Source organism: Pseudomonas sp. GCM10022186 (genome assembly GCF_042656385.1).
Classification (GTDB): Bacteria; Pseudomonadota; Gammaproteobacteria; order Pseudomonadales; family Pseudomonadaceae; genus Metapseudomonas.
Genome location: NZ_JBHSOU010000063.1, coordinates 24794 through 50893, shown reverse-complemented (window position 1 = coordinate 50893; position 26100 = coordinate 24794). Strand labels below are relative to the sequence as shown.

Below are 26100 nucleotides of genomic sequence, written 5' to 3'. Positions count from 1 at the left end.
CCTCCCGGGTCAGGCTTTGATCGCGAAGGACTGGGCGTAGGCGGCGGGGTTGGAGCCATCCCACAGCTTGCCGTCCATCAGGGTGCTGCCGCGCATGGTGCTGGCCGGAACCGGCAGGCCAAGGGCGCTGGCCGCTTCGCTGAACAGCTTGGTCTGGTTGACCTGGGCGGCGACGGCGGCGTAGTCCGGGTCCTGCTTGATCAGGCCCCAGCGCTTGAATTGGGTGAGGAACCACATGCCGTCGGAGACCCAGGGGAAGTTGACGTTGCAGTCCTTGCAGAAGGCCATGGCGTGCTGGTCTTGCCAGGTGTTGCCCAGGCCGTCCTCGTAGTGGCCGAGGAAGCGCTGTTCGATGACCTCCACCGGGGCGTTGACGTAGGCCTTGCCGGCGATGAGTTTGGCGGTGGCCTTCCTGTTCTCGTCGCTGGCCTCGATGAAGCGGCTGGCGTCGAGCAGGGCCATCACCAGCGCCCGTGCGGTGTTGGGGTTCTGCTCGACGAAGTCGCGCGAGCAGCCCAGCACCTTCTCCGGATGGTCCGCCCAGATCTGCTGGGTGGTGGTGGCGGTGAAACCGATCTTGTCGAAGATCGCCCGCGCGCCCCAGGGCTCGCCGACGCAGAAACCATCCATGTTGCCGACGCGCATGTTGGCGACCATCTGCGGCGGCGGCACGGTGATGGTCTTCACGTCGGTCATGGGGTTGATGCCGTGGCTGGCCAGCCAGTAGTAGAGCCACATGGCGTGGGTGCCGGTGGGGAAGGTCTGGGCGAAGGTCAGCGGGCTGCCGCCTTTCTTGATATGGGCGGCGAGCTGCTCGCCGTTAGTCACGCCGGCTTCCTGCAATTGACGGGAGAGGGTGATGGCCTGGCCGTTCTGGTTCAGTCCCATGAGCACCGCCATGTTCTTCTGCGGTCCGGCGACGCCGAGCTGGGAGCTGTACATCATGCCGTAGAGCACATGGGAGGCATCCAGTTCGCCGGTGTTCAGCTTGTCGCGCACGCCAGCCCAGGAGGCCTCCTTGCTGGGTTCGATAGAGAGACCGTACTTGGCGGCGAAGCCCTGGGTCGCGGCTACCACCACCGAGGCGCAGTCGGTGAGGGGAATGAAACCGACCTTCAGGGCGGTCTTTTCCGGTGCATCCGAGCCGGCGGCCCAGGCCGCGCTGCGCAGGAAGCCAGGGGCAGAGAGGCCGAGGGCGGTCACGCCGCCGACAGTGCCGGCAATGGCGATGGATTGCTTGAGGAAGTTGCGACGGCTGTTGTTAACCGGGTCTTTGGAATCACGTTCGCTCATCAAAGTTGTCCTTGTAGGAAGGCAAAAACAAAAACGGCGCACGCCAGGGCTCCCGATAGGGGAAGGAGCTCTGACGGACGCCGTTGTCCGTGATCCGCGGCCCACCGCCGTTGGCGCGCTACGCAAGATTCTGCAGGTGGAATTGCAAAGGCCTTGCCAGTTTGCCCGGCAGGCCCAAGGCCTGGCTGGGGCAGGCTTCGGCAGGTTATGAATGCCTTTTGAATCAGTAGCTTGCTGGTTGGATGGAGCAGAAGGGCAGGCTGGCGGGACTGGGCCATATGCGTGCGAAGGGAGAGCGGCCTGATCGGTTTTGGTTCGCTCGGCGGTTCAGGCCAAGGGTGGATGACGCTCTTTTCATCCACCACCGGAGGTGAGGTTGGCCGCGTGGGTGGAGGTGAAGATCGATTGTGTGGGGGCGAATTCATTGGCTAACGACTGCGAAGCAGCCCCTTGGCTCGAAGCCCCATGGCGGGCCTGCGGCCCGCTCAGCGAATGAATTCGCCCCCACAGAGGACAGCCAGGCTCCTGCGTGCCTGGTCGGCTCTAAAACTCAGACCCCGAGCATCTCGTGGGTGGCGATGATCTGCTCGGCCACCTGGATCAGCCGCTGCTGGCGTCCCATGGCCTGGCGGCGCATCAGGGTGTAGGCGTCGTCCTCGGCGCAGTTCTTCATCTTCATCAGCAGGCCCTTGGCCAGCTCGATGCGCTTGCGTTCGGCCAGTTGGGTGTCCCGCGCCAGCAACTGGGCGCGCAGGGTCTGGTCGGCCTCGAAGCGGGCCATGGCCACCTCCAGGATCGGCCGCAGGCGCTCGGCATGGATGCCTTCGACTATGTAGGCACTGACCCCGGCCTGGATCGCCTGGCGCATCAGGTCCGGGTCGTGGTCGTCGGTGAACATGACGATGGGGCGGGGCTGGTCGCGGCTGACCATCACCACCTGTTCCATCATGTCGCGGCCGGCGGACTCGGTATCGATCAGCACCACATCGGGGCGCGCCGCCTCGATGCGTTCGGCCAGGTCGAGGCTCAGGCCGGTCTCGTCGAGGACCTCGAAGCCGGCATCGGTCAGGGCATTGCGCAGGCGGCCGACCTTCTTCGGGGTGTCGTTGATCAGGAGAATGCGGAGCATGGCGGGTTCATCTCCAGGCATCAGAGGGCAAGGGCGGTGGCGGCGGCGCTGCGCCCATGGATGGCGAAGCTGCGGGCATAGCCGGCCGGGTCGCTGCCGTCCCAGGTGCCGCCGTCGAACAGCCGCGAGTGGCGCATGGGCTGCTCGGGTACGGCGATGCCCAGGGCTTCGGCGGCTTCCCGGTAGAGTTCGAGCTGATGCACCTGGCGGGCCACGGCGAGATAGTCCGGGTCCTCCCTGAGCAGCCCCCAGCGGCGGAACTGGGTCATGAACCAGATGCCGTCGGACAGCCAGGGCATGGTGGCCTCGCCGTCGGCGAAAAAGCGCAGTGGGTGGGCATCGCGCCAGGCATGGCCGAGGCCGTCCTCGTAGAGCCCGAGAAAGCGCGGCTGGATGGCCGAAAGCGGTGCATCGAGGTAGTCGCTGCCGCTGATCAGCCGGGCCGTGCTGCGCTTGTTCTCGTCGTTGGCATCGATGAAGCGGCTGGCTTCCAGCACCGCCATGGTCAGGGCGCGGGCGGTGTTGGGGTACTGCTCGACGAAGGCGCGGGTGCAGCCCAGCACTTTCTCCGGGTGGTCGGGCCAGATCATCTGGCTGGTGGCCAGGGTGAAGCCGCGTTTCTCGTCCACCGCCAGCGCGCCCCAGGGGCCGCCGGCGCAGAAACCATCGATGTGCCCGGCCTTGAGGTGCTGGACCATCAGCGCGGGCGGCAGCACCACGGTGTTCACGTCTTGCAGCGGGTGGATGCCCTGGGCCGCCAGCCAGTAGTAGAGCCACATGGCATGGGTGCCGGTGGGGAAGGTCTGGGCGAAGGTCAACCTTGCACCCCGCTGGCGCACGCGCGCGGCGAGGGCCCCGGCGTGGGTCACGCCGGCCTGGCGCAGGGTTTCGGAGAGGTTGATCGCCTGGCCGTTCTGGCACAACCCCATGAGGATCGCCATATCGGTGGGCGCGCCACCCAGGCCCAGGTGGATGCCGTAGACCTGGCCATAGAGCGAGTGCGCGGCATCCAGTTCGCCGCACAGCAGCTTGTCGCGCAGGGCGGCCCAGGACGTCTGGCGCTGCAGTTCGAGTGTCAGGCCGTAGGGCTGGGCGAAGCCCTGGGTGGCCGCGACTATCAGCGAGGCGGAGTCGGAAAGGGCCATGAAGCCCAGGTTCAATGTGCGCTTTTCCGGGGCATCGCTGCCCGCGACCCAGGCGAGGGCGTCGTTACGGGTGCAACTCTTGTCGGTCATGTCGTTGGTCCCACCACTGAACGAAAAAGGCGCCGCCCCGGCCACCCGGGGATTGGTGGCCGGAAACGACGCCATCGTCTGTGAACCGACTCCGCCGTTGGAGCGGGTTCTGGGGCTGGAGCGTTAGCAAGCGATGTGCCAGCAGGCCGTACCGGCTGGCGCCGGCGGGATCAAGCCGAGTTCTGCACCACCCGGTAGCAGGGCACGTAGGCCGCGCCGCCCGGCAGCTTCATCCGGTGCTGGCGAACGAAGGCCTTGAGCAGGTCGTCCAGCGGCTGCATCACCGCGGCATCGCCGTGGATCTCGTAGGGGCCGTGCTGTTCGATCAGGCGGATGCCCTTGTCCTTCACGTTGCCGGCGACTATGCCGGAGAAGGCCCGGCGCAGGTTGGCGGCCAGTTCGTGGGCGGGCAGGTCGCGGCTGAGGTCGAGGCTGGCCATGTTGTCGTGGGTGGGTTCGAAGGGGCGTTGGAAACGCTCGTCGATCTTCAGCAACCAGTTGAAGTGGAAGGCGTCGTTGCGCTCGCGGCGGAACTGCTTCACCGCCTTCAGGCCCTGGGCCATCTCGATGGCCACGGCGGCCGGGTCGTCGATGATGATCCGGTAGCGGCTCTGCGCGGCTTCGCCCAGGGTGGCGCCGACGAAGGCGTGCAACTGCTCCAGGTAGGCGGCGGCGCTCTTCGGCCCGGTGAGGACCAGGGGGAAGGGCAGCTCGCGGTTGTCCGGGTGCATCAGGATGCCGAGCAGGTAGAGGAACTCTTCCGCCGTGCCGACGCCGCCCGGGAAGATGACGATGCCGTGGCCGACGCGCACGAAGGCCTCCAGGCGTTTCTCGATATCCGGCAGGATCACCAGCTCGTTGACGATGGGGTTGGGCGCTTCGGCGGCGATGATGCCCGGCTCGGTCAGCCCCAGGTAGCGGCCGCCGTGGGTGCGCTGCTTGGCGTGGCCGATGGTGGCGCCCTTCATCGGCCCCTTCATCACGCCGGGGCCGCAGCCGGTGCAGACGTCCAGATGGCGCAGGCCAAGTTCGTGGCCGACCTTCTTGGTGTACTTGTATTCCTCGGTGCTGATGGAGTGCCCGCCCCAGCACACGACTATCTTCGGCTCCACGCCGGCGCGCAGGGTGCGGGCGTTGCGCAGCAGGTGGAAGACGTAATCGGTGATGCCCTGGGAGCTGTCCAGGTCGATGCGCCGGCTCTTCAGTTCGTTCTCGGTGTAGACGATGTCGCGCAAGGCGCTGAACAGCATCTCGCGGGTGCTGGCGATCATCTCGCCGTCGACGAAGGCATCGGCCGGCGCGTTGATCAGCTCCAGGCGCACGCCGCGGTCCTGCTGGTGGAGGCGCACTTCGAAATCCCGGTAGGCGTCGAGGATGGTCTTGGCGTTGTCGATCTGCGCGCCGGTGTTGAGGATGGCCAGGGCGCACTGGCGGAACAGCTGGTACATGCGGCCCGAGCCGGCTTCGCTGAGCTCCTGCACTTCCAGGTGGGAGAGGGTTTCCAGGCTGCCCTTGGGGCTGACCTGGGCATTGATGACGTGTCTTTTGGCCATTCGATATTTCCTTGAAGCGAAGCCGGAGTGCCAGGCAGCCACCCACGGCGGAATACGGTGCGCCCTTGTCCATGGCGCGAATTGCGGCGGTCGTTCTTATCTGTGCATTGCGAGGTTACGGATTTGTGTCGCGGAGATTCTTCTCAGGTCCCAGGGTCAGGTAATAGCGAGATTAGTGTCTGTCTGACAAGGAATTTCTTGGCGATGTCTCTTCCGTACGGCACTTCACCCAAGGGTGGAAGTCCACGAGCTGGAGTTCCACCACCGGGGTGATCCCGATCAGCCCCGCACCTGCGCCAGCAGGGCATCGCCCGACCAGTTGCGCTGCCCGCCCCGCTCCGCGGCATGCACCAGTTGCAGCAGCCTGGCGTTGACCGGTGCCTCGCGGTGCAGGCTGTGGGCGAGTTCGAGGATCTCCCCCTGCAGGTAGTCGATTTCCGTCTTGCGTCCGGCGACGAGATCGTCCTGCATGGAGGAGCGGGCCAGCGGATCGAGGGCGAGCATGCGTTTCGCCGCCAGGCGGAACAGCGCGTCAGGGGCGTCCAGCAGGGTTGGAATCCATTGCGCCGGCAGCGGCGTCAGGCGGGCGAGGTGCTGGTGTTTCGCTTCCATCAGGGCCAGGCCTTCCCGTTGTGCGGCCGCCAGCACCTGGCGATAGGGGCGCTGCAGCAGTTCGTCGCGCAGGGGCAGGCCGGAGAGGGCGTTCACCGCGTTATTGAGGTTGAACAGCAGCTTGGCCCATTGCACGGCCTGGATGTCCTGGTGTTGCACCAGGGGCAGGCCGGCGCGCTCGAATGCCGACAAGACCGGGTCGAGCAACGGCGAACGCCCGACCTGGAGGGTGCCCTCCGAGCCCTGGTGGAAGTGGCCGGGGGCGATCTGCGCAACGTTGAAGGGGACTGACCCGAGCAGCACCTGCCGATCCGGCAGGTGGCTGGCCAGCAGTTCGCCGTTATGCAGGCCGTTCTGCAAGGTCAGCAGCGGGGTGGATGCGCCGAGGTGGGGAGCCATGGCGTCGGCGGCGCTGGCCGTATCCCCGGATTTCACCGTGACCAGCACCAGGTCGGCGTCGGCCACTGCCGACGGGTCTCGGGTGAAGTCGACCATGTCCGGCGCCAGGCGGGTTTTCCAGCCATGCAGGTCGCTGAGCGTCAGGCCTTGCCGGGCCACGGTTTCCAGCATGTGGCTGCGGCCGATGAAGCGCACGCTGGCGCCGCCGGTCACAAGGCGCCCACCTATGTAGCAGCCTATGGTGCCGGCCCCGAATATCGCGATGGATGCCACGTCGGTTCTCCTGTTTCAGGCTTGCAATGCCGTTCGGGCGGACGCAACGACCGCTACTTGCGTGCTTCCAGGATCAGGTTGAAGGGTGTTTCCGTGGCCCGGCGGAAATGCGTGAAACCGGCCTCTTCGAAGACCTTGCGCAAGCGCGCTTCGCCGGCCTGGGCGCCGAGGCCGAGGCCCACTTCCTGGGACAGGGAGTTGGGCGTGCAGATGAAGGTGGACGCGCAGTAGAACAGGCGCCCCACCGGGGTCATGTTGTCGTCGAGCTTGTCGTTGGCGTAAGGCTCCACCAGCAGCACGGTGCCGTCCGGCTTCAGGGTCTGGTAGGCATGCCGGGCGGCGCCCACCGGGTCGCCCATGTCGTGCAGGCAGTCGAAGTAGCAGATCAGGTCGTAATCGTCGCCGGGATAATCCTTGGCGCTGGCCTGGGCGAAGGTCGCCCGGTCGGCCACGCCGCCTTCCCGGGCGCGTTGGGTGGCCGTCTCGATGGACGGTCCGTGGTAGTCGAAACCGATGAAGCGCGAAGCCGGGAAGGCCTGCGCCAGGATCACGGTGGAGGCGCCATGGCCGCAACCGATGTCGGCGACCTTGGCACCGGCCTCGAGTTTTTCCACCACGCCGTCCAGCGCCGGCAGCCACTCGGCCACCAGGTGTGCGCGATAGCCGGGGCGGAAGAAGCGTTCGGTGCCGCTGAACATGCAGGGATGGTGATCACCCCAGGGCAATCCGCCGTCACCGCGCATGGCCTTCACCAGCTTGTCCTTGTCGTGGAAGAGTGCGGCGATCACCGAGGCGCCGCCGGCCACGTACACCGGCGAGTCTTCCACGGCCAGGGCCAGCGCCTGTTCTTCCGGGAGGCGGAAGCGCCCGTTGTCGTGCTCCATGTAGCCGGAGGCGGCGTGGGCACTCAGCCATTCGCGCAACAGCCGCGTATTGCAGCCGGTCCTGGCGGCCAGGTCCTCGGGGCTGACCGGTTGGCTGTCGGCCATGGCGCGGTAGAGCCCCAGTTCGTCGCCGAGGATGATGTTGGCGAGCATCGCGGCACCGCCCATGTCGGACACCAGTTTGCCCATGAAGTCATTGAGTCTGGATTCGTCCATTGCCTGTCCTCCTCTGGCAAGGCGGTGGTCGGCTGGCCGGGGCGACAGCACTATGCGACGGCGGGGGGAAATGCGCGGGGATGTTGGACGGGGGCCGCGGCAGCTCGGTAGTGCCGGGCTGGAGTGGCCCCGTCCGTGTCCTGCAATCGCAAGACAATTTCAGTTTAGTGGCCGGGCGCGGGGCGATGCCGGCAACCCGGTGCCTGGGTGCAGGCGCCCGATGAATGGTGGCAGGGCCGTCCCGGGCGGCGACCACCGGTCCGGCGCCCTTGAGGCCGATGACCGGCCGACCCATATTGGGACCCATGACATCGAGCCGCCATTCCACCCGGGCCGCGCTGGAAGGCTTCCATCCCGCCGTCGCCGCCTGGTTCCGCGCCAGCTTCGCTGCGCCCACCGCGGCCCAGGCCCTCGCCTGGCCGGCGATCCGTGCCGGGCACAGCACCCTGGTGGCGGCGCCTACCGGCTCGGGCAAGACCCTCACCGCCTTTCTCTCCGCCATCGATGAGCTGGTCCACGAGGGCCTGGAGCAGGGCGGCCTGGCGGACCGCTGCAGCGTGGTCTACGTTTCGCCGCTGAAGGCGCTGTCCAACGATATCCGCATCAACCTGGAGGAACCGCTGGCCGGCATTCGCGCCGAACTGGCGCGCCAGGGCCTGGCGGATGTGGATATCCGCACCGCGGTACGCACCGGCGACACCTCCCAGGCCGAGCGCGATGCCATGCGCAAGCGGCCGCCGCATATCCTGGTCACCACCCCGGAATCCCTCTATATCCTGCTCGGCTCGGATTCCGGCCGCGCCATGCTCGCCGGCTGCCGCAGCCTGATCATCGACGAGATCCACGCCATTGCCGGCAGCAAGCGCGGCAGCCACCTGATGCTCAGCGCCGAGCGCCTGGAAGCCCTGTGCGGACGGCCCCTGCAGCGCATCGGCCTGTCCGCCACGCAGAAGCCCATCGAGCGGGTGGCGCAGTTCCTCATGGGCCGGGCGCGCCCGGCCTGCACCCTGGTGGATGTGGGCTACAGCCGCGAGCGCGACCTCGCCCTGGAGGTGCCGCCGGTGCCGCTGGAAGCGGTGCTGAGCAACGACGCCTGGGAAAAGGTCTACGACCGCCTGGCCCAGCTGGTGGCCGAGCACCGCACCACCCTGGTCTTCGTCAACACCCGGCGCCTGGCCGAGCGCGCCAGCCGCCACCTGTCCGAGCGCCTGGGCGCCCGAGCGGTGGCCGCGCACCACGGCAGCATGGCGCGGGACCTGCGCCTGGACGCCGAACAGCGCCTCAAGCGTGGCGAACTCAAGGTGCTGGTGGCCACCGCTTCCCTGGAGCTGGGCATCGACATAGGCGAGGTGGAGCTGGTCTGCCAGCTCGGTTCGCCGCGCAGCATCGCCGCTTTCCTGCAGCGGGTCGGCCGCTCGGGCCACAGTGTCGGCGGCACGCCCAAGGGGCGCCTGTTCCCCCAGTCGCGGGATGACCTGATCGAGTGCGCGGCGCTGCTGGACTGCGTGCGCCGCGACGAGCTGGATGCCCTGGTCATCCCCCATGCACCCCTGGATGTGCTGGCCCAGCAGATGGTGGCCGAAGTGGCCTGCCAGGAATGGGGCGAGGACGAGCTGTTCGCCTTGATGACCCGCGCCATGCCCTACGCGGACCTGGCGCGGGAGCGTTTCGACGCCCTGGTCAGGATGCTTTCCGAGGGCTACAACGGCCGCCAGGGCGTGCGTGGCGCCTACCTGCACCGCGACGCGGTGAACCGCCGCCTGCGCGGCCGGCGCGCGGCGCGCCTGACCGCCATCACCTCCGGCGGCGCCATTCCCGAGACCGCCGACTACGCCGTCTTGCTGGAACCCCAGGGCGTGCCGGTGGGCAGCGTGCACGAGGACTTCGCCGTGGAAAGCCTGGCCGGCGACGTGTTCCAGCTCGGCAACCAGTCCTACCGCATTCTGCGGGTCGAACCGGGGCGGGTGCGGGTGGAAGACGCCCGCGGCCAGCCGCCGAACATTCCCTTCTGGCTGGGGGAAGCGCCGGGGCGGACGGATGAGTTGTCGGCGGGGGTGGCGAGGTTGCGGGGGATGGTGGAGGGCTGGCTGGCGGAGTCTGAGCATGCCGATGCAACCCTCTCCCCCAGCCCCTCTCCCGCAAGCGGGAGAGGGGAGCCCGTCGAGCGCGCGATCAGCGGCCTGCGCGACAGCATCGGCATAAGCGAGGCGGCGGCGCGGCAGATCGTCGAGTACCTGGCGCGGGCCCGGGCGGCGCTGGGGGGCCTGCCGACCCGTGAGCGGCTGGTGATGGAGCGCTTTTTCGACGAATCCGGCGGCATGCAGCTGATCATCCATTCGCCCTACGGCAGCCGGATCAACCGCGCCTGGGGCCTGGCCCTGCGCAAGCGCTTCTGCCGCAGTTTCAACTTCGAGCTGCAGGCGGCGGCCACCGAGGATGCGCTGATCCTTTCGCTGTCCACCAGCCACAGCTTCCCGCTGGAGGAAGTCTGGCGCTACCTGCGCGCCAGCAGCGCCGAACAGCTGTTGATCCAGGCCATTCTCGACGCACCGCTGTTCGGCGTGCGCTGGCGCTGGAGCGCCTCCACCGCCCTGGCCCTGCCGCGCTTCTCCGGCGGGCGCAAGGTGGCGCCGCAGATCCAGCGCATGCGCAGCGAGGACCTGCTGGCCAGCGTCTTCCCCGACCAGGTGGCCTGCCAGGAGAACCTGGTGGGCGAGCGCGAGATTCCCGACCACCCGCTGGTGGCCCAGACCCTGGACGACTGCCTGCACGAAGCCATGGATGCCGAGGGCTGGCTCGTGCTGCTGCGGCGGATGGAGCGTGGCGAGGTGGATCTGCTGGCCCGCGACCTGCCGGCGCCCTCGGCCCTGGCGGCGGAAATCCTCGGTGCGCGACCCTATGCCTTCCTCGACGATGCGCCGCTGGAGGAGCGCCGCGCCCAGGCCGTGCTGAACCGCCGCTGGACCGACGCGGAATCCGCCGACGACCTCGGCGCCCTGGATCTCGACGCCATCGCGGCGGTGGCCGAGGAAGCCTGGCCGCAGGTGCGCGATGCCGACGAGATGCACGAGGCGCTGCTGGCGCTGGCCTGCGTCACCCGGGCGGAAGTGGATGCCAATCACGGCTGGGCCGGCTGGCTGGCGCAACTGGCCAAGGCTCGTCGCGCCACTTGCCTGCACCTTGCGGGCGAACCGGTGCTGTGGCTCCCGGCCGAGCGGCTGGAGCAGTTCCGTGTCCTCTACCCGGACGCCCGCCTCAAGCCGGCAATCACCGCGCCCGAGGGCTTCACCGCTGCCTGGGAGGCGGATGCCGCCCTGGTGGAAACGGTGCGTGCGCGCCTTGGCGGATTCGGCCCCCTGACCTTGGCGAAACTGGCTATCGACCTGTGCCGGGAACAGGGTGCGCTGGCCTGCGCCCTGGCCAGCCTGGAGCGCGAGGGCCAGGTGCTGCGCGGCCGCTTCACCCCCGGCGCGGTGGTGGAGGAGTGGTGCGAACGCCACCTGCTGGCGCGCATCCACCGCTACACGGTCAAGCGCCTGCGTCGGGAGATCGAACCGGTGGAGCGGGCCGACTTCATGCGTTTCCTGTTCGACTGGCAGCGCGTCGCGGCGAACGCCCAGGTGCGTGGCGCCGAAGCCCTGGCCGGGGTGCTCGGGCAGCTGGAAGGCTTCGAGGCGGCGGCCGGCGCCTGGGAAAGCGAAATCCTGCCGAGCCGGGTGGCTGACTACGGCATCAACTGGCTGGATGACCTGTGCCGTGCCGGGCGCATCGTCTGGTGCCGCCTGGGCGGGCGCGGCAAGGCCGCGGCGGGACCGGTGCGCGGCACGCCCATCCTGCTGCTGCCGCGCAAGAGCCTGGGGCTCTGGCGCGCCTGCCTGCCGGATGCGCCGGCGGCCGAACCTTCCGCCCGCGCCGAGCGCGTGCGCCAGGTGCTGGCCAGCCAGGGCGCGCTGTTCTTCGACGAACTGCTGGACGAGGCCCATCTGCTGCGCAGCGAACTGGAGGACTGCCTCGGCGAACTGGTGGCCCTGGGCCTGGCCAATGCCGACAGCTTCGCCGGCCTGCGTTCCCTGCTGCTGCCGGCGGCGCGCCGCAGCCGCCACGACCGCCGTGCGCGCCTGGCCCTGGCCAATATGCAGGACGCCGGGCGCTGGGCGCTGCTGCGCGGCAAGGTGGAGGAGGAGAGCGGCAAGGTCCCGGCCGAGGCCCTGGAGCACGTGGCGCGTACCCTGCTGCGCCGCTACGGCGTAGTGGGCTGGCGCCTGCTGGAGCGGGAAGCGGACTGGCTGCCGCCCTGGCGTGACCTGTTGCGGGTCTACCATCGCCTGGAGGCCCGTGGCGAGATACGCGGCGGACGCTTCGTCGCCGGGGTTTCCGGTGAACAGTTCGCCCTGCCGGAAGCCGTGGGCCTGCTGCGGGAGGTGCGCAAGCGGCCGCTCGACGGTAGCCTGGTCAGCCTGTCCGCCTGCGACCCACTGAACCTCCTGGGCACCCTGCTGGGTGGCGCCAAGGTGCCGGCGGTGGCGGGCAATCGCCTGCTGCTGCGTGACGGCGTGCCGGTGGCGACCCTGGTGGCGGGCAAGGTGAACCTGTTGCGGGAGGCCGACGCCGCGACCGTCGCGCAATGGCGTGCGGCGCTGATCCGCCAGCCGGCGGCGACGCCGCTGGGGCAGCAGTCACGAAGGGCGCGGATGCCTTTGTAGGTGCGAATTTCGTAGGGACGCATTTCCTTGTAGGGGCGAATTCATTCGCCAAGCAGGCCGAAGGCCTGCCCTGTGAGGTGAGGGGGCAACTGCGCTGCCCCTGGCGAATGAATTCGCCCCTACAGGTAATTGTTGCGCAGCCCTAACCGCTTGAAACCGCTCAGAAATTGACCCGACCCAGGTAGCCCCGCGCCACACTTGGCGCGTGGCCATCGCCCGACAGCTTATCCACAGCTTCATCCACTGCTTTTGTGGGCAACGGGGTGTCAGGCTTCGCCGGACTTATCCACAACCAGCAGGGGCGCCAGCAGCGCGCACATGCTGCGCCAGTGGGAGCCTTCCCAGTACAGGCGGTCGCAGGTGTCGCAGCTGAGAAAGCGCGAATAGAGCACACCGATGCGCGGTGGCAGGCGCGGGCGGGCAAGCTCGGGGTCGATCTCCCGCAGCGGGCGATTGCAGTGCAGGCAAAGGCTGAAGGGCCTGGCGCTGCGGGCCAGATCCAGCCGCTCGAAGAGTTCCCGCAACTGCAGAGCGGGTTTGAGCGCATGCACGTAACAGCCATGGGTGATGATCCTGCGCTTGAGCAGTTCGCGGTCGCGGGTCAGGACGATGCGCCCCTCATGGGCGGCGATTTCGGCGATCTGGCCATCCTCGAAGGCGTTGTCGTAGAGGGTGTCGAAACCGCTCATGCGCAGCAGGCTGGCTAGCCCGCCGAGGTGGGCGTCGGCGACGAAGCGCAATACCCGCAGGGGGTGGACGCGCACCTTGAGCAGCGGGCTGATGTCCAGGGCTTCGAACTTGGGATAGACCGCCAGGCGGTCGCCGTCGAGTATCACCCGGTCGAAGCCCACCGACTCGCCGTTGAGCAGCACCAGTTCCACTTCCGTGTGGGGAATGCCCAGGGCTTCGATCATGTGCTTGACCGTGGCCGCCCTGGCACAGGCGCAGGTAAAAGCCTGTCGGCGACGCTCGGCCGGCAGGAAGTCGTTGAGCTCTTCGTAGAAGCGGAATGTTGCCCTGACCATGCAGGACAGTATGGCAGGCCACGGCGCGCCCTCCCGCAGGAGGGCGCGCGGATGGTCATTTCGGCTGGGCGACGACCCGCAGGTAGGGCTTGAGGGTCTTGTAGCCCTGGGGATATTTCTTCTGCGCGTCTTCGTCCGACACCGAGGTGGGGATGATCACGTCATCGCCCGGACGCCAGTTCACCGGCGTGGCCACCGTGTGCTTGGCGTTGAGCTGCAGCGAGTCGAGCAGGCGCAGCACCTCGTCGAAGTTGCGCCCGGCGCTCATGGGGTAGACCAGCATGGCCTTGACCTTCTTGTCCGGGCCGATGATGAACACCGAACGCACCGTGGCGTTGTCCACGGCGGTGCGCGCACCTGGGCTGGCGTTGGGGTGGATCATGTCGTAGAGCTTGGCCACGGTGAGGTTGTCGTCACCGATCAGCGGGTAGTTCACCGCGCAGCCCTGGGTTTCCTCGATATCGCCGACCCACTTGCGGTGGTCGCTGACCGGGTCCACGGAGAGGCCCACGATCTTGGTATTGCGCTTGTCGAACTCGGGCTTGAGCTTGGCCATGTAACCGAGCTCAGTGGTGCACACCGGGGTGAAGTCCTTCGGGTGGGAGAACAGGATGGCCCACTGGTCGCCGATCCACTGGTGGAAACTGAGGGTGCCTTCGGTGCTTTCTGCGGTGAAGTCGGGGGCTTCGTCACCAATGCGGATTGCCATGTTCGTCCTCCTTTCTGTTGGCGGGGGGCTGCCGTTGCCACGGCAGGCGTTGCGACCGGGGGCGACGCTGCGCCACTGACGGGTCGGGCCTTGAAGTATAGGTGCCCGGTCGGCGCCTGCCGGGCGAAAGGGGGATCAGCGGTCATGCGCCATGGCAGTGGGCTGCTATTCCTACCCAGATAGAGGATTTGAATGTTGTCCGGCCTGCCAGTCGCCGGTTCGAACGCGGCGACAGGAGGTTTCGAATGAGCGGAAACGACAAGGGGCGGGTGGAGCCTTCCCCCGCCGAGGTGTATGAGGAATTCTTCGTCCCTGCGCTGTTCCGGCAGTGGGGGCCGCGGGTCGTTGCGGAGGCCGGTGTGGTTCCCGGCGAGCGGGTACTCGATGTGGCCTGCGGCACCGGTGTGCTGGCCTGCGCCGCCGCCGAGCGTGTCGGCCCCGGTGGTTCGGTGGTGGGCCTGGACCCGAATCCGCAGATGCTCGCCGTGGCCCGGCGCAAGAGCAGCGCCATCGAATGGGTGGACGGGCGGGCCGAGTCGCTGCCGTTCGCCGACGACAGTTTCGATGCGGTGGTCAGCCAGTTCGGCATGATGTTCTTCGACGATCCGCCCGCTGCCCTGCGGGAAATGCTGCGGGTGCTGAGGCCTGGCGGACGCCTGGCGGTGGCCGTGTGCGATGCGCTGGAGCATTCGCCCGGCTATGCGGCCCTGGCCCAGGTGCTGCAACGACTCTTCGGCGACCCGGTGGCCAATGCCTTCCGCGCCCCCTTCGTGCTGGGCGATGCCGACAGGCTGCTGGGCTTCTGCGACCAGGCGGGGGTGGCCGAAGCCCGGGTCATGCGGCATGACGGCGCGGTCCGCTTTCCGTCGATCAAGGACCTGGTCTCCACCGAGCGGGCCTGTGTCTGGACCCTTGGCGGCCTGCTCGACGATGGGCAGTTCCAGCGATTGCAACAGGAGGCGGAACAGGCGCTACGGCCCTTCGCCAGTGCTGACGGACGGGTCGAATTCCTGATGCCGGTGCTGATAGTCACCGCCAGCAAGGCCGGCAGTACCGAGTGCGGTTGGGTCGCCTGAGCGGCGGCCCGGAGCGAATGGCCGCCGGGATGGTGCCTCCCGGGCTCGGGGAGGGGAGGTCCGGTGCGAGATAGAGGCGGAAATGGATGAATGGCGGCCTTCTCCAGTGCAGTCCCTCGCAACCCCCGTGACCGTCGCTGGAGAGTGTTCATGGCTACCTTCATCACGCTGGCGAGCTTTACCGATCAGGGTATTCGCAACGTCAAGGATTCCCCGGATCGATTCGTAGCCTTCAAGGGGCTGGCCGAGCAGCTCGGCCTGTCGGTCAAGGCCGCTTACTGGACGGTCGGCAACTACGACGTCGTCCTGGTGGTCGAGGGGAACGAGGAGGCGGCGACCACCCTGCTGCTGAAGACCGGCGCGCTCGGCAATGTCCGGACACAGACCCTGCGCGGCTACTCGGAGCAGGAGTTCCGGCGCCTCCTCAGCAGTCTGTAGCAGGTCCCGGCCCGGCGGGCGGGACCTCTGCCCGCCGCGGCTGCGGGGTTTTTCCTGAACCTCTCCTGGCCATCCCGCTCCGTCGCAGGACCGGGCCGGTTTCGTCCAGGCGACACTGCGCCAGGCGGTGCGCGGCGTCCGGGCGGACTAGCGGATGAGCGGCCGGTGCCGTGGCGGCGGCGGTGCTAGCGTTAGAGGAGGGGGAGGTGCCGGCCAGGGGCCGCGCCGTGCCCTGCGTGGCAAGGCCGCCCCGGTCTTTCGCCGCTCACAACCTTCCGTATCCAGGGCGGTGCCGGCTGGCACCGCGAGAAGGCGTGCGGCCTTGCCGAACCCCATAAAACCGCACGGAGGTGATCGCCATGGCCCGTACAACTCCCATCAGCCATTACCGCAACATCGGCATAGTGGCCCACGTGGATGCCGGCAAGACCACCACCACCGAGCGGGTCCTCTACTACACCGGGGTCAACCACAAGATGGGCGAGGTGCACGACGGTGCCGCGACCATGGACTGGATGGTCCAGGAGCAGGAGCGCGGCATCACCATCACCTCGGCGGCCACCACCGCCTTCTGGACCGGTTCGCGCAAGCAGCTGGAGAAGTTCCGCATCAACATCATCGACACCCCCGGCCACGTGGACTTCACCATCGAGGTGGAGCGTTCCCTGCGGGTGCTGGATGGCGCGGTGGTGGTGTTCAGCGGCGCCGATGGCGTGGAGCCGCAATCCGAGACGGTCTGGCGCCAGGCCGACAAGTACCACGTGCCGCGCATCGCCTATGTGAACAAGATGGACCGCGCCGGCGCCGACTTCCTGCTGGTGGTGGAGCAGATCAGGAAGCGCCTCGGCCATACCCCGGTGCCGATCCAGCTGCCCATCGGCCAGGAGGAGCATTTCAACGGCCAGATCGACCTGATCCGCATGAAGGCCATCTACTGGAACGACGCCGACCAGGGGGCCACCTTCCGTGAGGAGGAGATCCCCGCCGAGCTGCTGGAGGACGCACGGCACTGGCGCAACGTGATGCTGGAAGTGGCGGCGGAGGCCAACGAGGAGCTGATGACCAAATACCTGGAGGTGGGTGACCTCTCCGAGGACGAGATCAAGGCCGGCCTGCGCATCCGTACCCTGTCCTGCGAGGTGGTGCCGGCGGTGTGCGGTTCCTCCTTCAAGAACAAGGGCGTGCCGCTGGTGCTGGACGCGGTGGTCGAGCTGCTGCCGGCGCCCACCGAGATCCCGTCGATCCGCGGCACCCACCCGGACGACCCGGAGAAGGAAGACGAACGCCATGCCGACGATGCCGAACCTTTCTCCGCGCTGGCCTTCAAGATCGCCGCCGACCCCTTCGTCGGCACCCTGACCTTCGTCCGCGTCTACTCCGGCGTGCTCAACTCGGGCGATGCGGTGCAGAACTCGGTGAAGGGCAAGAAGGAGCGCGTCGGCCGCATGGTGCAGATGCACGCCAACCACCGTGCCGAGATCAAGGAGGTGCGCGCCGGCGATATCGCCGCGCTGATCGGCATGAAGGACGTCACCACCGGCGACACCCTCTGCGACATCAACAAGCCGATCATCCTCGAACGCATGGACTTCCCCGAGCCGGTGATCTCCATTGCCGTGGAACCCAAGACCAAGGCCGACCAGGAAAAGATGGGCATCGCCCTCGGCAAGCTGGCCCAGGAGGACCCCTCCTTCCGGGTCAAGACGGACGAGGAGACCGGGCAGACCATCATCTCCGGCATGGGCGAGCTGCACCTGGACATCATCGTCGACCGCATGAAGCGCGAATTCGGCGTCGAGGCCAATACCGGCAAGCCCCAGGTGGCCTACCGCGAGGCCATCCGCAAGACCGCCGAGATCGAGGGCAAGTTCATCCGCCAGTCCGGCGGGCGCGGCCAGTACGGCCATTGCTGGATCCGCTTCGCACCGGCGGACGAGGGTGTCGAGGGGCTGGAATTCACCAACGAGATCGTCGGTGGCATCGTCCCCCGCGAGTTCATCCCGGCCATCCAGAAGGGCATCGAGGAGCAGATGAAGAACGGCGTGCTCGCCGGCTACCCGTTGCTGGGCCTGAAGGCCGCCGTGTTCGACGGTTCCTACCACGACGTGGACTCCAGCGAGATGGCCTTCAAGATCGCCGCCTCCATGGCCACCAAGCAGCTGTCGCAGAAGGGCGGCGCGGTGCTGCTGGAGCCGGTGATGAAGCTGGAGGTGGTGACCCCCGAGGACTACATGGGCGACATCATGGGCGACCTCAACCGCCGCCGTGGCCTGATCCACGGTATGGAAGACGGGCTCTCCGGCAAGATCATCCGCGCCGAGGTGCCCCTGGGCGAGATGTTCGGCTACGCCACCGACGTGCGCTCCATGTCCCAGGGCCGGGCGAGCTTCTCCATGGAGTTCGCCCGCTATGCCGAAGTGCCGGCGAGCATCGCCGAGGCGATCGTGAAGAAGTCGGGGTAAGCGGGGCCTGCTCTCGCCGATGAGTGGTTCCGCAGCCGTGTAGGGGGATAGCGCTTTTCTATCCACCAGCGGGGCTGTGCAGGACACCGCTGGTGGAAATCCCCGAAGGGATTTCCACCCTACGCACTCGCGAACGGATTCGCCCCCACAGGTCCTGTGCCATCAGCCGTGTAGGGTGGATAGCGCTTTTCTATCCACCAGCGGGGCTGTGCAGGACACCGCTGGTGGAAATCCCCGAAGGGATTTCCACCCTACGCAGTCGCGAACGAATTCGCCCCCACACATCCCTGCGGGATCAGCAGCGGGTACCGAGCATTTCGGCCTTGCGCAGCCAGGTCTGGCGCTGTTCCTCGGAGGAGGGGCGTACCGGGGAGAACTCGGTGAGGCGGCGGGTCCGGATGCCGCAGAAACCGAGGATGGTGCGCACCATCTGGCGGTGCGCCGGCGCCCCGTAGATCCAGCGGAAGTACCAGGGCGGGGTGTCCAGGGTCACCAGCAGGTCGGCGGTGCGGCCGGTCAGCAGCTTGTCCCAGGCCTGGGACTGGCCGCGATAGCGAAAGGCGAAGCCGGGCAGGAAGACCCGGTCGAAGAAGCCCTTGAGCAGCGCCGGCAGGCCGCCCCACCAGACCGGATAGACGAACACCAGGTGCTCGGCCCAGTGGATCTGCCGCTGGGCTTCGAGCAGGTCGGGTTCGAGGATCTGGTTCTGGTCGTAGCCGCCACGCAGCACCGGGTCGAACTGCATCTCGCCGAGTTTCAGCAGGCGCACCACATGGCCTTCGCTGCGCGCGCCCTGGGCGAAGGCTTCGCTCAGGGCGTGACAGAGGCTGCCGCCCTTGGGGGTGCCGAGGATCATCAGGATGCGCTTGCCGTCACCTTCGATCGGCGTGGCGCCGTGCTTTGCCGCCTCAGCCATGTTGACCGGCCTCCAGCATGCCTTCCGGACGTACCCAGGCGTCGAACTCTTCCTCGGTCAGGTAGCCCAGGGCCAGGGCCGCCGCGCGCAAGGTGGTGCCTTCGGCGTAGGCCTTCTTGGCGATCTGCGCGGCCTTGTCGTAGCCGATGTGCGGGTTGAGGGCGGTGACCAGCATCAGGCCGCGCTCCAGGTGTTCGGCCATCCGCGCGGCGTCCGGCTCCATGCCGGCCACGCAGTGCTGCTGGAAGTTGCGGCAGCCGTCGCCGAGCAGGCGGATGGACTGCAGCAGGTTGTGCACGATCACCGGCTTGAACACGTTCAGCTGCAGGTGCCCCTGGCTGGCGGCGAAACCGATGGTGGCGTCGTTGCCCATGACCTGGCAGGCCAGCATGGACAGGGCCTCGCACTGGGTCGGGTTGACCTTGCCGGGCATGATCGAGCTGCCCGGCTCGTTGGCCGGAAGCCTGACTTCGGCCAGGCCGCCACGGGGCCCGGAGCCCAGCAGGCGCAGGTCGTTGGCGATCTTCATCAGGGCCACGGCCAGGGTCTTGAGGGCGCCGGAGAGGTTCACCAGCGGCTCGTGGCCGGCCAGGGCGGCGAACTTGTTCGGCGCCGAGACGAAATCCAGCCCGGACAGCGCTGCCAGCTCGGCGGCCATGGCGTCGGCGAAGCCATGGGGGGCGTTGAGGCCGGTGCCCACGGCGGTGCCGCCCTGGGCCAGTTGCAGGACCGCCGGCAAGGCGCCGCGGATGGCCTTGTCGGCGTAGTCGAGCTGGGCGACGAAGGCGGAGAGTTCCTGGCCGAAGGTGACCGGCGTGGCATCCATCATGTGGGTGCGGCCGGTCTTCACAAGGTGGGCGTGGCGCGCTGATTGCTCGGCCAGGCCGGCGGAGAGCTCGGCGATGGCCGGCAGCAGCTCGTGCTGCACGGCCTTGGCGATGGCGATGTGCATCGCCGTGGGGAAGCAGTCGTTGGAGCTCTGGGCGAAGTTGACATGGTCGTTGGGGTGCACCGGGCTCTTGCCGCCGCGGCCGCCGTTGGCCAGTTCGTTGGCGCGGCCGGCGATCACCTCGTTGACGTTCATGTTGCTCTGGGTGCCGCTGCCGGTCTGCCAGACCACCAGGGGGAACTGCCCGTCGTGCTTGCCGGCCAGCACTTCGTCGGCGGCCTGTTCGATCAGGCGGGCGACGTCCGGCGGCAGGGCGCCGTCGCGGCCATTGACCCGCGCGGCGGCTTTCTTGATCAGGGCCAGGGCATGCACCACGGCCAGCGGCATGCGCTCGCCACCTATTGCGAAGTTTTCCAGCGAGCGCTGGGTCTGGGCACCCCAGTAGGCGTCGTCGGCGACTTCGACAGGTCCCAGGCTGTCGGTTTCTGTGCGGCTCATGTGGATTGGCTCCGGCTGTTGATTCCGCAGTTTAGGCCGTATCTCCGGCACTCGGTTCAACCGTTCGGGCGATTACCAGCGCGCGCGGGTGGCACCGAGCCAGCCGACGGCGTTGCTCACCGGCACGCGCGCGCCGTCCGGGCTGCGCAGCACGCCGTCGAAGTGGCCGAACCATTGCCGGGTATCGGCATGGATCGGGCCGACGCGCGGGCAGGCGTGGTGCAGCTGCCGGGGCGTGAAACTGAGCTCCACCCGGCGGCAGGGTGTGCTCAGCCGCCAGGGCGCGAGGGAGCCCTCGGGAGCCTGTTCGATCTGTACCGGGCGGTCCAGTTTGGACAGCTTGCCGCCGAACCACAGGGCGTTCTCGGTGAGGCCGCTGGCGTCGGTCCAGCCGCCGCCGAAGTTGGCCGCGATGCCGCCGGGCGCGGCGAAGGCGGCGCGGGTCCAGTGGCTGTTCCACGGCCAGACGCCACGGCCGAAATCCAGCGCGGCGAAGCTCTGCCCGGTGGTGCAGGGGTAATGCCGATCGCCCAGTTGCACGCCACCGCTGGCGGGAAGGCCCATGTGCCGGCTGCAGGCATGGAAGCAGTGGCCGGCCATGGGGGCCACCAGGTTCACCGAGTCCAGGTGGGCGGGGCGCAGGACGTCGAGGGCAACGTGCAGCGGCAGGCCGCCGAGGTCCGGGGCCTCCACCCGCAGGCGCAGGCGGCCGAGGTGCTGCTCCACCTCGATCTGCAGGCGCGGGTGGTCGAAGCCATGGCTTTCCAGCGGCGTGTCGGGCAGCCGGCAGCCGCGGGCGAACGGGCGAAGCTGGGTGTGGGCGACGGCCTTGCCGCTGTCGAGGTCGAGGAAGTAGGCGGCGCCGTAGCCCAGGTAGTCGAGGTCCGCGAGGGTCAGCGACAGCATCCAGCGCGGGGTGGTGATGCACCAGTGGTTCCAGCGCTTGCGGCGGCCGAAGTGGCCGGGAATCGCATAATTCAGGCGGGGTCGGCTGGACCAGCCGATAGCGGTGGGCACGAGCTTGCCGCGGGCGTCGCAGAGTGCCGGAAATCCCGGCGGCAGGGTGGAGATGTGGCTAGTCATCGGGCACGTCCATGTGTGTGCGGAGCCTGGGTTCTGTGAGAAACCGACCTCAGCCTCATCGGAAAATCCGTCGAATGGCACCACGGATTTCGAAGCCGGCACAGGATGCCCAGTGGGGGAAAGCATGAGCAAGTGATAGCATTTTGACAACTGCCCAATGGGGTGCTGTACCGCACATTTTCGCCACGGGGTTGTCGAAGAAGTTCGCAGCTTGAGCCCGATATCGGCTTGAGCGCAGAATGATCTGCCCCGGGGCAGCCCCCATCATCCATGCCCGAACAAGGATTCCCAATGACCAAGCTTCGCGTTCTCTGCACCGCCGTCCTGCTGGCTTGCGCCAGTGGCCAGGTCCTGGCCGATGCCGCCAGCCACGCTGCCGATGCCGAGCGCTTCCTCAAGCTCGCCCGCGCGGACAAGCTGACCGTCCCGGTCTATGCGCAGGTGCAGCAGATGTTCGAGCAGCGTTTCCAGCAGACCAAGGCGCCGGCCGACAAGAAGGCCACCCTGGAGAGTTACCAGGCCAAGGCCAATGCCGCCCTGGACAAGGCCGTCGGCTGGGACAAGCTGAAGCCGGAACTGGTGAAGATCTACACCAGCAATTTCACCGAGAGCGAACTCAAGGACCTGGTCGCCTTCTATGAGTCCCCCCTGGGGCGCAAGGTGCTGGAAAAGATGCCGGCCCTGACCCAGCAGTCCGCCCAGCTGACCCAGAGCCGCCTGGAAAGCGCCGTGCCCGAGGTCAACAAGCTGCTCAGCGACATGACCAGCGAACTGGCCCCCCAGGACAAGAAGAAGCCGTAAGCGGAGTTACCCGATGTCCATGCAAGAACGTATCCTGACCGCCCTGGAGGCCCTCGAACCGCAGCACCTGGAAGTGCTGGACGAGAGCCACATGCATAGCCGCGGCCTGGAAACCCATTACAAGGCGGTGATCGTCAGCCCGGTGTTCACCGGGCTGAACGCCGTCAAGCGTCACCAGAAGGTCTACGGCAGCCTCGGCGACCTGATGGGCCAGTTCCACGCCCTGGCCCTGCACACCTACACCCCCGAGGAGTGGGCGGAGCAGGGCGCCGCGCCGGATTCGCCCACCTGCAAGGGCGGCAGCAAGCTGGGGCATTGATAGGCGGTACGCCCGTTGGGCGCCTGAGACATTCTCACGCAGCCTGTCCCCTGCGGCTTTTTGATAGACTCCGCACCGCGCCGGCCCAGCCGGCGCAGTCGTTTCTATCACCCGGTCCGCCCTTTGCGAGGGCGACCACTGGAGGAAGTACCGCATGACCCAGATCGTCGTCGCGGCGCTGTACAAGTTCGTAACCCTGAAGGACTACGTCGCGCTGCGTGAACCCCTGCTCAAGACCCTGCTCGACAACGGCGTCAAAGGCACGCTGCTGTTGGCCGAGGAAGGCATCAACGGCACCGTTTCCGGCACCCGCGAAGGCATCGACGCGCTGCTCGCCTGGCTCAGGGTCGACCCGCGCCTGGCGGACCTGGACCACAAGGAGTCCTACTGCGAGGAGCAGCCGTTCTACCGCACCAAGGTCAAGCTGAAGAAGGAAATCGTCACCCTCGGCGTGCCCGGCGTGGACCCCAACCAGCAGGTCGGCACCTATGTCGACCCCAAGGACTGGAACGCCCTGATCAGCGACCCCGAGGTGCTGCTGATCGACACCCGCAACGACTACGAAGTGGCCATCGGCACCTTCGAGGGCGCGGTGGATCCGAAGACCAGGTCCTTCCGCGAATTCCCCGAATACATCAAGGCCCATTACGACCCGGCCGTGCACAAGAAGGTCGCGATGTTCTGCACCGGTGGCATCCGTTGCGAGAAGGCCTCCAGCTACATGCTCGGCCAGGGCTTCGAGGAGGTCTTCCATCTCAAGGGCGGCATCCTCAAGTACCTGGAGGAAGTACCCCGGGAGGAAACCCTCTGGCGCGGCGACTGCTTCGTCTTCGACAATCGTGTCACCGTGCGCCACGATCTATCGGAAGGGGATTTCGACCAGTGCCACGCGTGCCGTAACCCGATCTCGCTGGACGACCGCCAGTCGGAACACTACTCGCCGGGCATCAGCTGCCCGCACTGCTGGGACAGCCTGAGCGAGAAGACCCGCGCCAGCGCGATCGAGCGGCAGAAACAGATCGAACTGGCCAAGGCCCGCAACCTGCCCCATCCGATCGGCCGCGACCCGCGCCAAGCCATGGAGAACTGAGTTTGTCCAACGCCCGCCTGCTCTATGTGATGGACCCCATGTGCTCCTGGTGCTGGGGCTTCGCCCCGGTGGCGGCGGCCCTCGCCGAGCAGGCCGCGGCGGCCGGCGTGCCGCTGCACCTGATCGCCGGCGGCCTGCGTACCGGCCAGGGCGCGGCGCTGGATGCCCATACCAAGCGCTATATCCTGGAACACTGGCAGGCGGTCAACCAGGCCACGGGCCAACCCTTCCGCTTCGACGGCGCGCTTCCCGAGGGCTTCGTCTACGACACCGAGCCGGCCTGCCGTGCCCTGGTGGTGGCGCGCATGCTCGCGCCGGAACTGGCCTGGCCGCTGGTCAGGCTGATCCAGCACGCCTTCTACGCCGAGGGGCGCGACGTGACCCAGGCGTCCACCCTGGTGGCCCTGGCGGAACAGGTGGGGATTGCGCGCATCGAGTTCGCCGAAGCCTTCGACGGTGCTGCGGCCCGGGAGGCGACGGCCGCCGACTTCACCTGGGTACAGGACCTCGGCATCGCCGGCTTCCCCACCATGCTGGCCGAGCGCGATGGCCAGCTGGCGCTGCTGACCAATGGCTACCAGCCGCTGGCCGAGCTGGCGCCGCTGCTGGGTCGCTGGCTGGAACGGGGTACCCATGGCTGATCGCTTGAGCTGGGCGGAGATCCGCCGTCTGGCCTTGCGCCACAAGAGAGCCCTTTGGCTGGCCAACTTCGCCGCCGTGCTGGCCACCCTCTGCAGCGTGCCCATCCCGCTGCTGCTGCCCCTGCTGGTGGACGAAGTGTTGTTGCAGCGTGGCGATGCCGCACTGCGCTTCATGGACCACTTCCTGCCCCAGCCCTGGGAGAAAGCCGTCGGCTATATCGGCCTGATGCTGCTGACCACCCTGTTGCTGCGCGGCATGGCCCTGGTGTTCAACGTGTTGCAGGCGCGCCTCTTCGCGCGGCTGGCCAAGGACATCGTCTATCGCATCCGCATCCGCCTGATCGAGCGCTTGAAGCGCATCTCCCTGGGCGAATACGAAAGTCTTGGCGGCGGTACCGTCACCGCCCACCTGGTGACCGACCTGGACACCCTGGACAAGTTCGTCGGCGAGACCCTGAGCCGCTTCCTGGTGGCCGTGCTCACCCTCACCGGCACAGCCGCCATCCTGGTCTGGATGCACTGGCAGCTGGCGCTGCTGATCCTCCTGTTCAACCCCCTGGTGATCTACTCCACGGTGCAACTGGGCAAGAAGGTCAAGCACCTGAAGAAGCTGGAGAACGACAGCACGTCCCGCTTCACCCAGGCGCTGACGGAAACCCTCGAAGCCATCCAGGAAGTGCGCACCAGCAACCGCCAGGGCTTCTTTTTCGGCCGCCTCGGCCAGCGCGCCCAGGAAGTCCGCGACTATGCCGTGGCCTCCCAGTGGAAGAGCGACGCGGCCGGGCGCACCAGCGGCCTGCTGTTCCAGTTCGGCATCGACTTCTTCCGCGCCGCGGCCATGCTCACGGTGCTCTTCTCGGACCTCTCCATCGGCCAGATGCTGGCCGTGTTCAGCTACCTCTGGTTCATGATCGGCCCGGTGGAGCAACTGCTCGGCCTGCAGTACTCCTACTACGCCGCCGGTGCCGCAGTAGGACGGATCAACGAGCTGCTGGCCCGCGCCGACGAGCCCGAGTACAAACCCAGCGTCGATCCCTTCAAGGGGCGCGAGACGGTGGGCATCGAGGTCAAGGGCCTGCGTTTCGCCTACACCGACGACCCGGTGCTGGACGGCCTCAACCTGTCCATCGCTCCGGGGGAGAAGGTGGCCATAGTCGGTGCCAGCGGCGGCGGCAAGAGCACCCTGGTGCAACTGCTGCTCGGGCTCTATCAGCCCCAGGCCGGGCAGATCCGCTACGGTGGCTGCCGCCTGGAGGAGATCGGCCTGGCCGAGGTGCGCGACAACGTCGCCGTGGTGCTGCAGCACCCGGCGCTGTTCAACGACAGCGTGCGCGCCAACCTGACCATGGGCCGCGAGCGCAGTGACGAAGCCTGTTGGCGCGCACTGGAAATCGCCCAGCTGGCCGACACCATCCGCAGCCTGCCCCTGGGCCTGGACAGCGTGGTGGGGCGCTCCGGCGTGCGCCTGTCCGGTGGCCAGCGGCAGCGCCTGGCCATCGCCCGCATGGTGCTGGCCGAACCCAAGGTGGTGATCCTCGATGAAGCCACCTCAGCCCTGGACGCCGCCACCGAATACGCCCTGCACCAGGCCCTGGGCACCTTCCTCAATGGCCGTACCACGCTGATCATCGCCCACCGCCTGTCCGCGGTTAAGCAGGCCGACCGGGTGCTGGTGTTCGACGGTGGCCATATCGCCGAAGACGGCGACCATCAGCAGCTGATCGCCGAAGGCGGGCTGTACGCCAAGCTCTACGGGCATCTGCAGCAGGGCTGACTCCGCCGGTGGATAGAAAAGCGCCATCCACCCTACGGGGTAGGGTGGAAATCCGCGTGGCGGATTTCCACCATCGGCACCG

At 67.6% G+C, this 26100-nt stretch carries 20 protein-coding genes; 9 read left to right on the top strand and 11 right to left on the bottom strand.

The annotated features are described in order from the left end of the window. Window positions 1-9 precede the first annotated feature (9 nt). The 6 genes from ACFPU0_RS21280 to ACFPU0_RS21255 all read right to left on the bottom strand — a co-directional run bounded on the left by ACFPU0_RS21280 (window position 10) and on the right by ACFPU0_RS21255 (window position 7594). Window positions 10-1293: a CmpA/NrtA family ABC transporter substrate-binding protein gene (locus ACFPU0_RS21280; protein WP_377695273.1), complete on the bottom strand. Its 1284-nt coding sequence runs from the start codon at window positions 1291-1293 to the stop codon at window positions 10-12. A gap of 550 nt (window positions 1294-1843) precedes the next feature. Beyond that, complete coding sequence (locus ACFPU0_RS21275; protein WP_377695272.1) at window positions 1844-2422, bottom strand: ANTAR domain-containing response regulator; 579 nt, start codon at window positions 2420-2422, stop codon at window positions 1844-1846. Window positions 2423-2442: 20 nt separating this feature from the next. Continuing rightward, entirely contained in the window at window positions 2443-3657 is a 1215-nt protein-coding gene (locus tag ACFPU0_RS21270) for a CmpA/NrtA family ABC transporter substrate-binding protein (protein ID WP_377695271.1), read from the bottom strand. Window positions 3658-3827: 170 nt separating this feature from the next. Continuing rightward, on the bottom strand, window positions 3828-5210 hold the full coding sequence (ppnN, locus tag ACFPU0_RS21265) for a nucleotide 5'-monophosphate nucleosidase PpnN (protein ID WP_377695270.1): 1383 nt from the start codon (window positions 5208-5210) through the stop codon (window positions 3828-3830). Between the two features lie 279 nt (window positions 5211-5489). Then, on the bottom strand, window positions 5490-6494 hold the full coding sequence (locus ACFPU0_RS21260; RefSeq protein WP_377695269.1) for a 2-dehydropantoate 2-reductase: 1005 nt from the start codon (window positions 6492-6494) through the stop codon (window positions 5490-5492). A 53-nt stretch (window positions 6495-6547) separates the two neighbouring features. After that, complete coding sequence (locus tag ACFPU0_RS21255) at window positions 6548-7594, bottom strand: class I SAM-dependent methyltransferase (RefSeq protein WP_377695268.1); 1047 nt, start codon at window positions 7592-7594, stop codon at window positions 6548-6550. Between the two features lie 305 nt (window positions 7595-7899). Here ACFPU0_RS21255 and ACFPU0_RS21250 point away from each other — a divergent pair, with 305 nt between their 5' ends. Next, on the top strand, window positions 7900-12297 hold the full coding sequence (locus tag ACFPU0_RS21250) for a DEAD/DEAH box helicase (RefSeq protein WP_377695267.1): 4398 nt from the start codon (window positions 7900-7902) through the stop codon (window positions 12295-12297). A gap of 266 nt (window positions 12298-12563) precedes the next feature. On the opposite strand, the gene ACFPU0_RS21245 is transcribed toward ACFPU0_RS21250, so the two are convergent. Beyond that, window positions 12564-13322 carry a Mut7-C RNAse domain-containing protein gene (locus tag ACFPU0_RS21245; protein WP_377695266.1) on the bottom strand — a complete coding sequence of 253 codons (759 nt, stop codon included), beginning with the start codon at window positions 13320-13322 and terminating at the stop codon, window positions 12564-12566. A gap of 55 nt (window positions 13323-13377) precedes the next feature. Continuing rightward, window positions 13378-14031: a peroxiredoxin gene (locus ACFPU0_RS21240; protein ID WP_377695265.1), complete on the bottom strand. Its 654-nt coding sequence runs from the start codon at window positions 14029-14031 to the stop codon at window positions 13378-13380. Between the two features lie 245 nt (window positions 14032-14276). Here ACFPU0_RS21240 and ACFPU0_RS21235 point away from each other — a divergent pair, with 245 nt between their 5' ends. The 3 genes from ACFPU0_RS21235 to fusA all read left to right on the top strand — a co-directional run bounded on the left by ACFPU0_RS21235 (window position 14277) and on the right by fusA (window position 18007). Beyond that, window positions 14277-15107 (top strand): methyltransferase domain-containing protein, encoded by an 831-nt coding sequence (locus ACFPU0_RS21235; RefSeq protein ID WP_377695264.1) that lies wholly within the window; start codon window positions 14277-14279, stop codon window positions 15105-15107. 150 nt (window positions 15108-15257) lie between these two features. Continuing rightward, entirely contained in the window at window positions 15258-15545 is a 288-nt protein-coding gene (locus ACFPU0_RS21230) for a GYD domain-containing protein (protein WP_377695263.1), read from the top strand. A gap of 359 nt (window positions 15546-15904) precedes the next feature. Continuing rightward, window positions 15905-18007 (top strand): elongation factor G, encoded by a 2103-nt coding sequence (gene fusA / locus ACFPU0_RS21225; RefSeq protein ID WP_377695262.1) that lies wholly within the window; start codon window positions 15905-15907, stop codon window positions 18005-18007. Between the two features lie 295 nt (window positions 18008-18302). Here the strand turns inward: fusA and ACFPU0_RS21220 are convergent, their stop codons facing one another. From ACFPU0_RS21220 to ACFPU0_RS21210, 3 genes are all read right to left on the bottom strand, one after another. Next, window positions 18303-18923, bottom strand: a complete 621-nt coding sequence (locus ACFPU0_RS21220) for an NAD(P)H-dependent oxidoreductase (protein WP_377695261.1) — start codon at window positions 18921-18923, stop codon at window positions 18303-18305. Continuing rightward, a complete protein-coding gene (locus ACFPU0_RS21215; protein WP_377695259.1) occupies window positions 18916-20310 on the bottom strand; it encodes a class II fumarate hydratase in 1395 nt (464 codons plus the stop codon). The genes ACFPU0_RS21220 and ACFPU0_RS21215 overlap by 8 nt, the downstream gene beginning before the upstream one ends. A 72-nt stretch (window positions 20311-20382) precedes the next feature. After that, entirely contained in the window at window positions 20383-21393 is a 1011-nt protein-coding gene (locus ACFPU0_RS21210) for a DUF2804 domain-containing protein (RefSeq protein ID WP_377695258.1), read from the bottom strand. Between the two features lie 291 nt (window positions 21394-21684). Between ACFPU0_RS21210 and ACFPU0_RS21205 the strand changes: the two genes are divergently transcribed. The 5 genes from ACFPU0_RS21205 (at window position 21685) to ACFPU0_RS21185 (ending at window position 26018) form a co-directional block, all read left to right on the top strand. Then, entirely contained in the window at window positions 21685-22194 is a 510-nt protein-coding gene (locus tag ACFPU0_RS21205) for a DUF2059 domain-containing protein (protein ID WP_377695257.1), read from the top strand. A 13-nt stretch (window positions 22195-22207) separates the two neighbouring features. After that, window positions 22208-22513: a BolA family protein gene (locus tag ACFPU0_RS21200; RefSeq protein WP_377695256.1), complete on the top strand. Its 306-nt coding sequence runs from the start codon at window positions 22208-22210 to the stop codon at window positions 22511-22513. A 154-nt stretch (window positions 22514-22667) separates the two neighbouring features. After that, window positions 22668-23603 carry a rhodanese-related sulfurtransferase gene (locus tag ACFPU0_RS21195; protein WP_377695255.1) on the top strand — a complete coding sequence of 312 codons (936 nt, stop codon included), beginning with the start codon at window positions 22668-22670 and terminating at the stop codon, window positions 23601-23603. Between the two features lie 38 nt (window positions 23604-23641). Beyond that, the gene (locus tag ACFPU0_RS21190; RefSeq protein WP_377695483.1) at window positions 23642-24244 is read left to right on the top strand and encodes a DsbA family protein; all 603 of its coding nucleotides are present in this window, start codon (window positions 23642-23644) and stop codon (window positions 24242-24244) included. After that, window positions 24237-26018, top strand: coding sequence for an ABC transporter ATP-binding protein (locus ACFPU0_RS21185; protein ID WP_377695254.1), 1782 nt, complete (start codon window positions 24237-24239; stop codon window positions 26016-26018). The genes ACFPU0_RS21190 and ACFPU0_RS21185 overlap by 8 nt, the downstream gene beginning before the upstream one ends. The last annotated feature ends 82 nt before the right edge of the window (window positions 26019-26100 follow it).

Coding starts and splice junctions, on each gene's coding strand:
- ACFPU0_RS21200 (WP_377695256.1), top strand. CDS start 22,208: ATGTCCATGCAAGAACGTATCCTGACCGCCCTGGAGGCCCTCGAACCG.
- ACFPU0_RS21230 (WP_377695263.1), top strand. CDS start 15,258: ATGGCTACCTTCATCACGCTGGCGAGCTTTACCGATCAGGGTATTCGC.
- ACFPU0_RS21250 (WP_377695267.1), top strand. CDS start 7,900: ATGACATCGAGCCGCCATTCCACCCGGGCCGCGCTGGAAGGCTTCCAT.
- ACFPU0_RS21275 (WP_377695272.1), bottom strand. CDS start 2,422: ATGCTCCGCATTCTCCTGATCAACGACACCCCGAAGAAGGTCGGCCGC.
- ACFPU0_RS21210 (WP_377695258.1), bottom strand. CDS start 21,393: ATGACTAGCCACATCTCCACCCTGCCGCCGGGATTTCCGGCACTCTGC.
- ppnN (WP_377695270.1), bottom strand. CDS start 5,210: ATGGCCAAAAGACACGTCATCAATGCCCAGGTCAGCCCCAAGGGCAGC.
- ACFPU0_RS21255 (WP_377695268.1), bottom strand. CDS start 7,594: ATGGACGAATCCAGACTCAATGACTTCATGGGCAAACTGGTGTCCGAC.
- ACFPU0_RS21220 (WP_377695261.1), bottom strand. CDS start 18,923: ATGGCTGAGGCGGCAAAGCACGGCGCCACGCCGATCGAAGGTGACGGC.
- ACFPU0_RS21240 (WP_377695265.1), bottom strand. CDS start 14,031: ATGGCAATCCGCATTGGTGACGAAGCCCCCGACTTCACCGCAGAAAGC.
- ACFPU0_RS21195 (WP_377695255.1), top strand. CDS start 22,668: ATGACCCAGATCGTCGTCGCGGCGCTGTACAAGTTCGTAACCCTGAAG.
- ACFPU0_RS21270 (WP_377695271.1), bottom strand. CDS start 3,657: ATGACCGACAAGAGTTGCACCCGTAACGACGCCCTCGCCTGGGTCGCG.
- ACFPU0_RS21205 (WP_377695257.1), top strand. CDS start 21,685: ATGACCAAGCTTCGCGTTCTCTGCACCGCCGTCCTGCTGGCTTGCGCC.
- ACFPU0_RS21185 (WP_377695254.1), top strand. CDS start 24,237: ATGGCTGATCGCTTGAGCTGGGCGGAGATCCGCCGTCTGGCCTTGCGC.
- ACFPU0_RS21215 (WP_377695259.1), bottom strand. CDS start 20,310: ATGAGCCGCACAGAAACCGACAGCCTGGGACCTGTCGAAGTCGCCGAC.
- fusA (WP_377695262.1), top strand. CDS start 15,905: ATGGCCCGTACAACTCCCATCAGCCATTACCGCAACATCGGCATAGTG.
- ACFPU0_RS21280 (WP_377695273.1), bottom strand. CDS start 1,293: ATGAGCGAACGTGATTCCAAAGACCCGGTTAACAACAGCCGTCGCAAC.
- ACFPU0_RS21190 (WP_377695483.1), top strand. CDS start 23,642: ATGTGCTCCTGGTGCTGGGGCTTCGCCCCGGTGGCGGCGGCCCTCGCC.
- ACFPU0_RS21245 (WP_377695266.1), bottom strand. CDS start 13,322: ATGGTCAGGGCAACATTCCGCTTCTACGAAGAGCTCAACGACTTCCTG.
- ACFPU0_RS21235 (WP_377695264.1), top strand. CDS start 14,277: ATGAGCGGAAACGACAAGGGGCGGGTGGAGCCTTCCCCCGCCGAGGTG.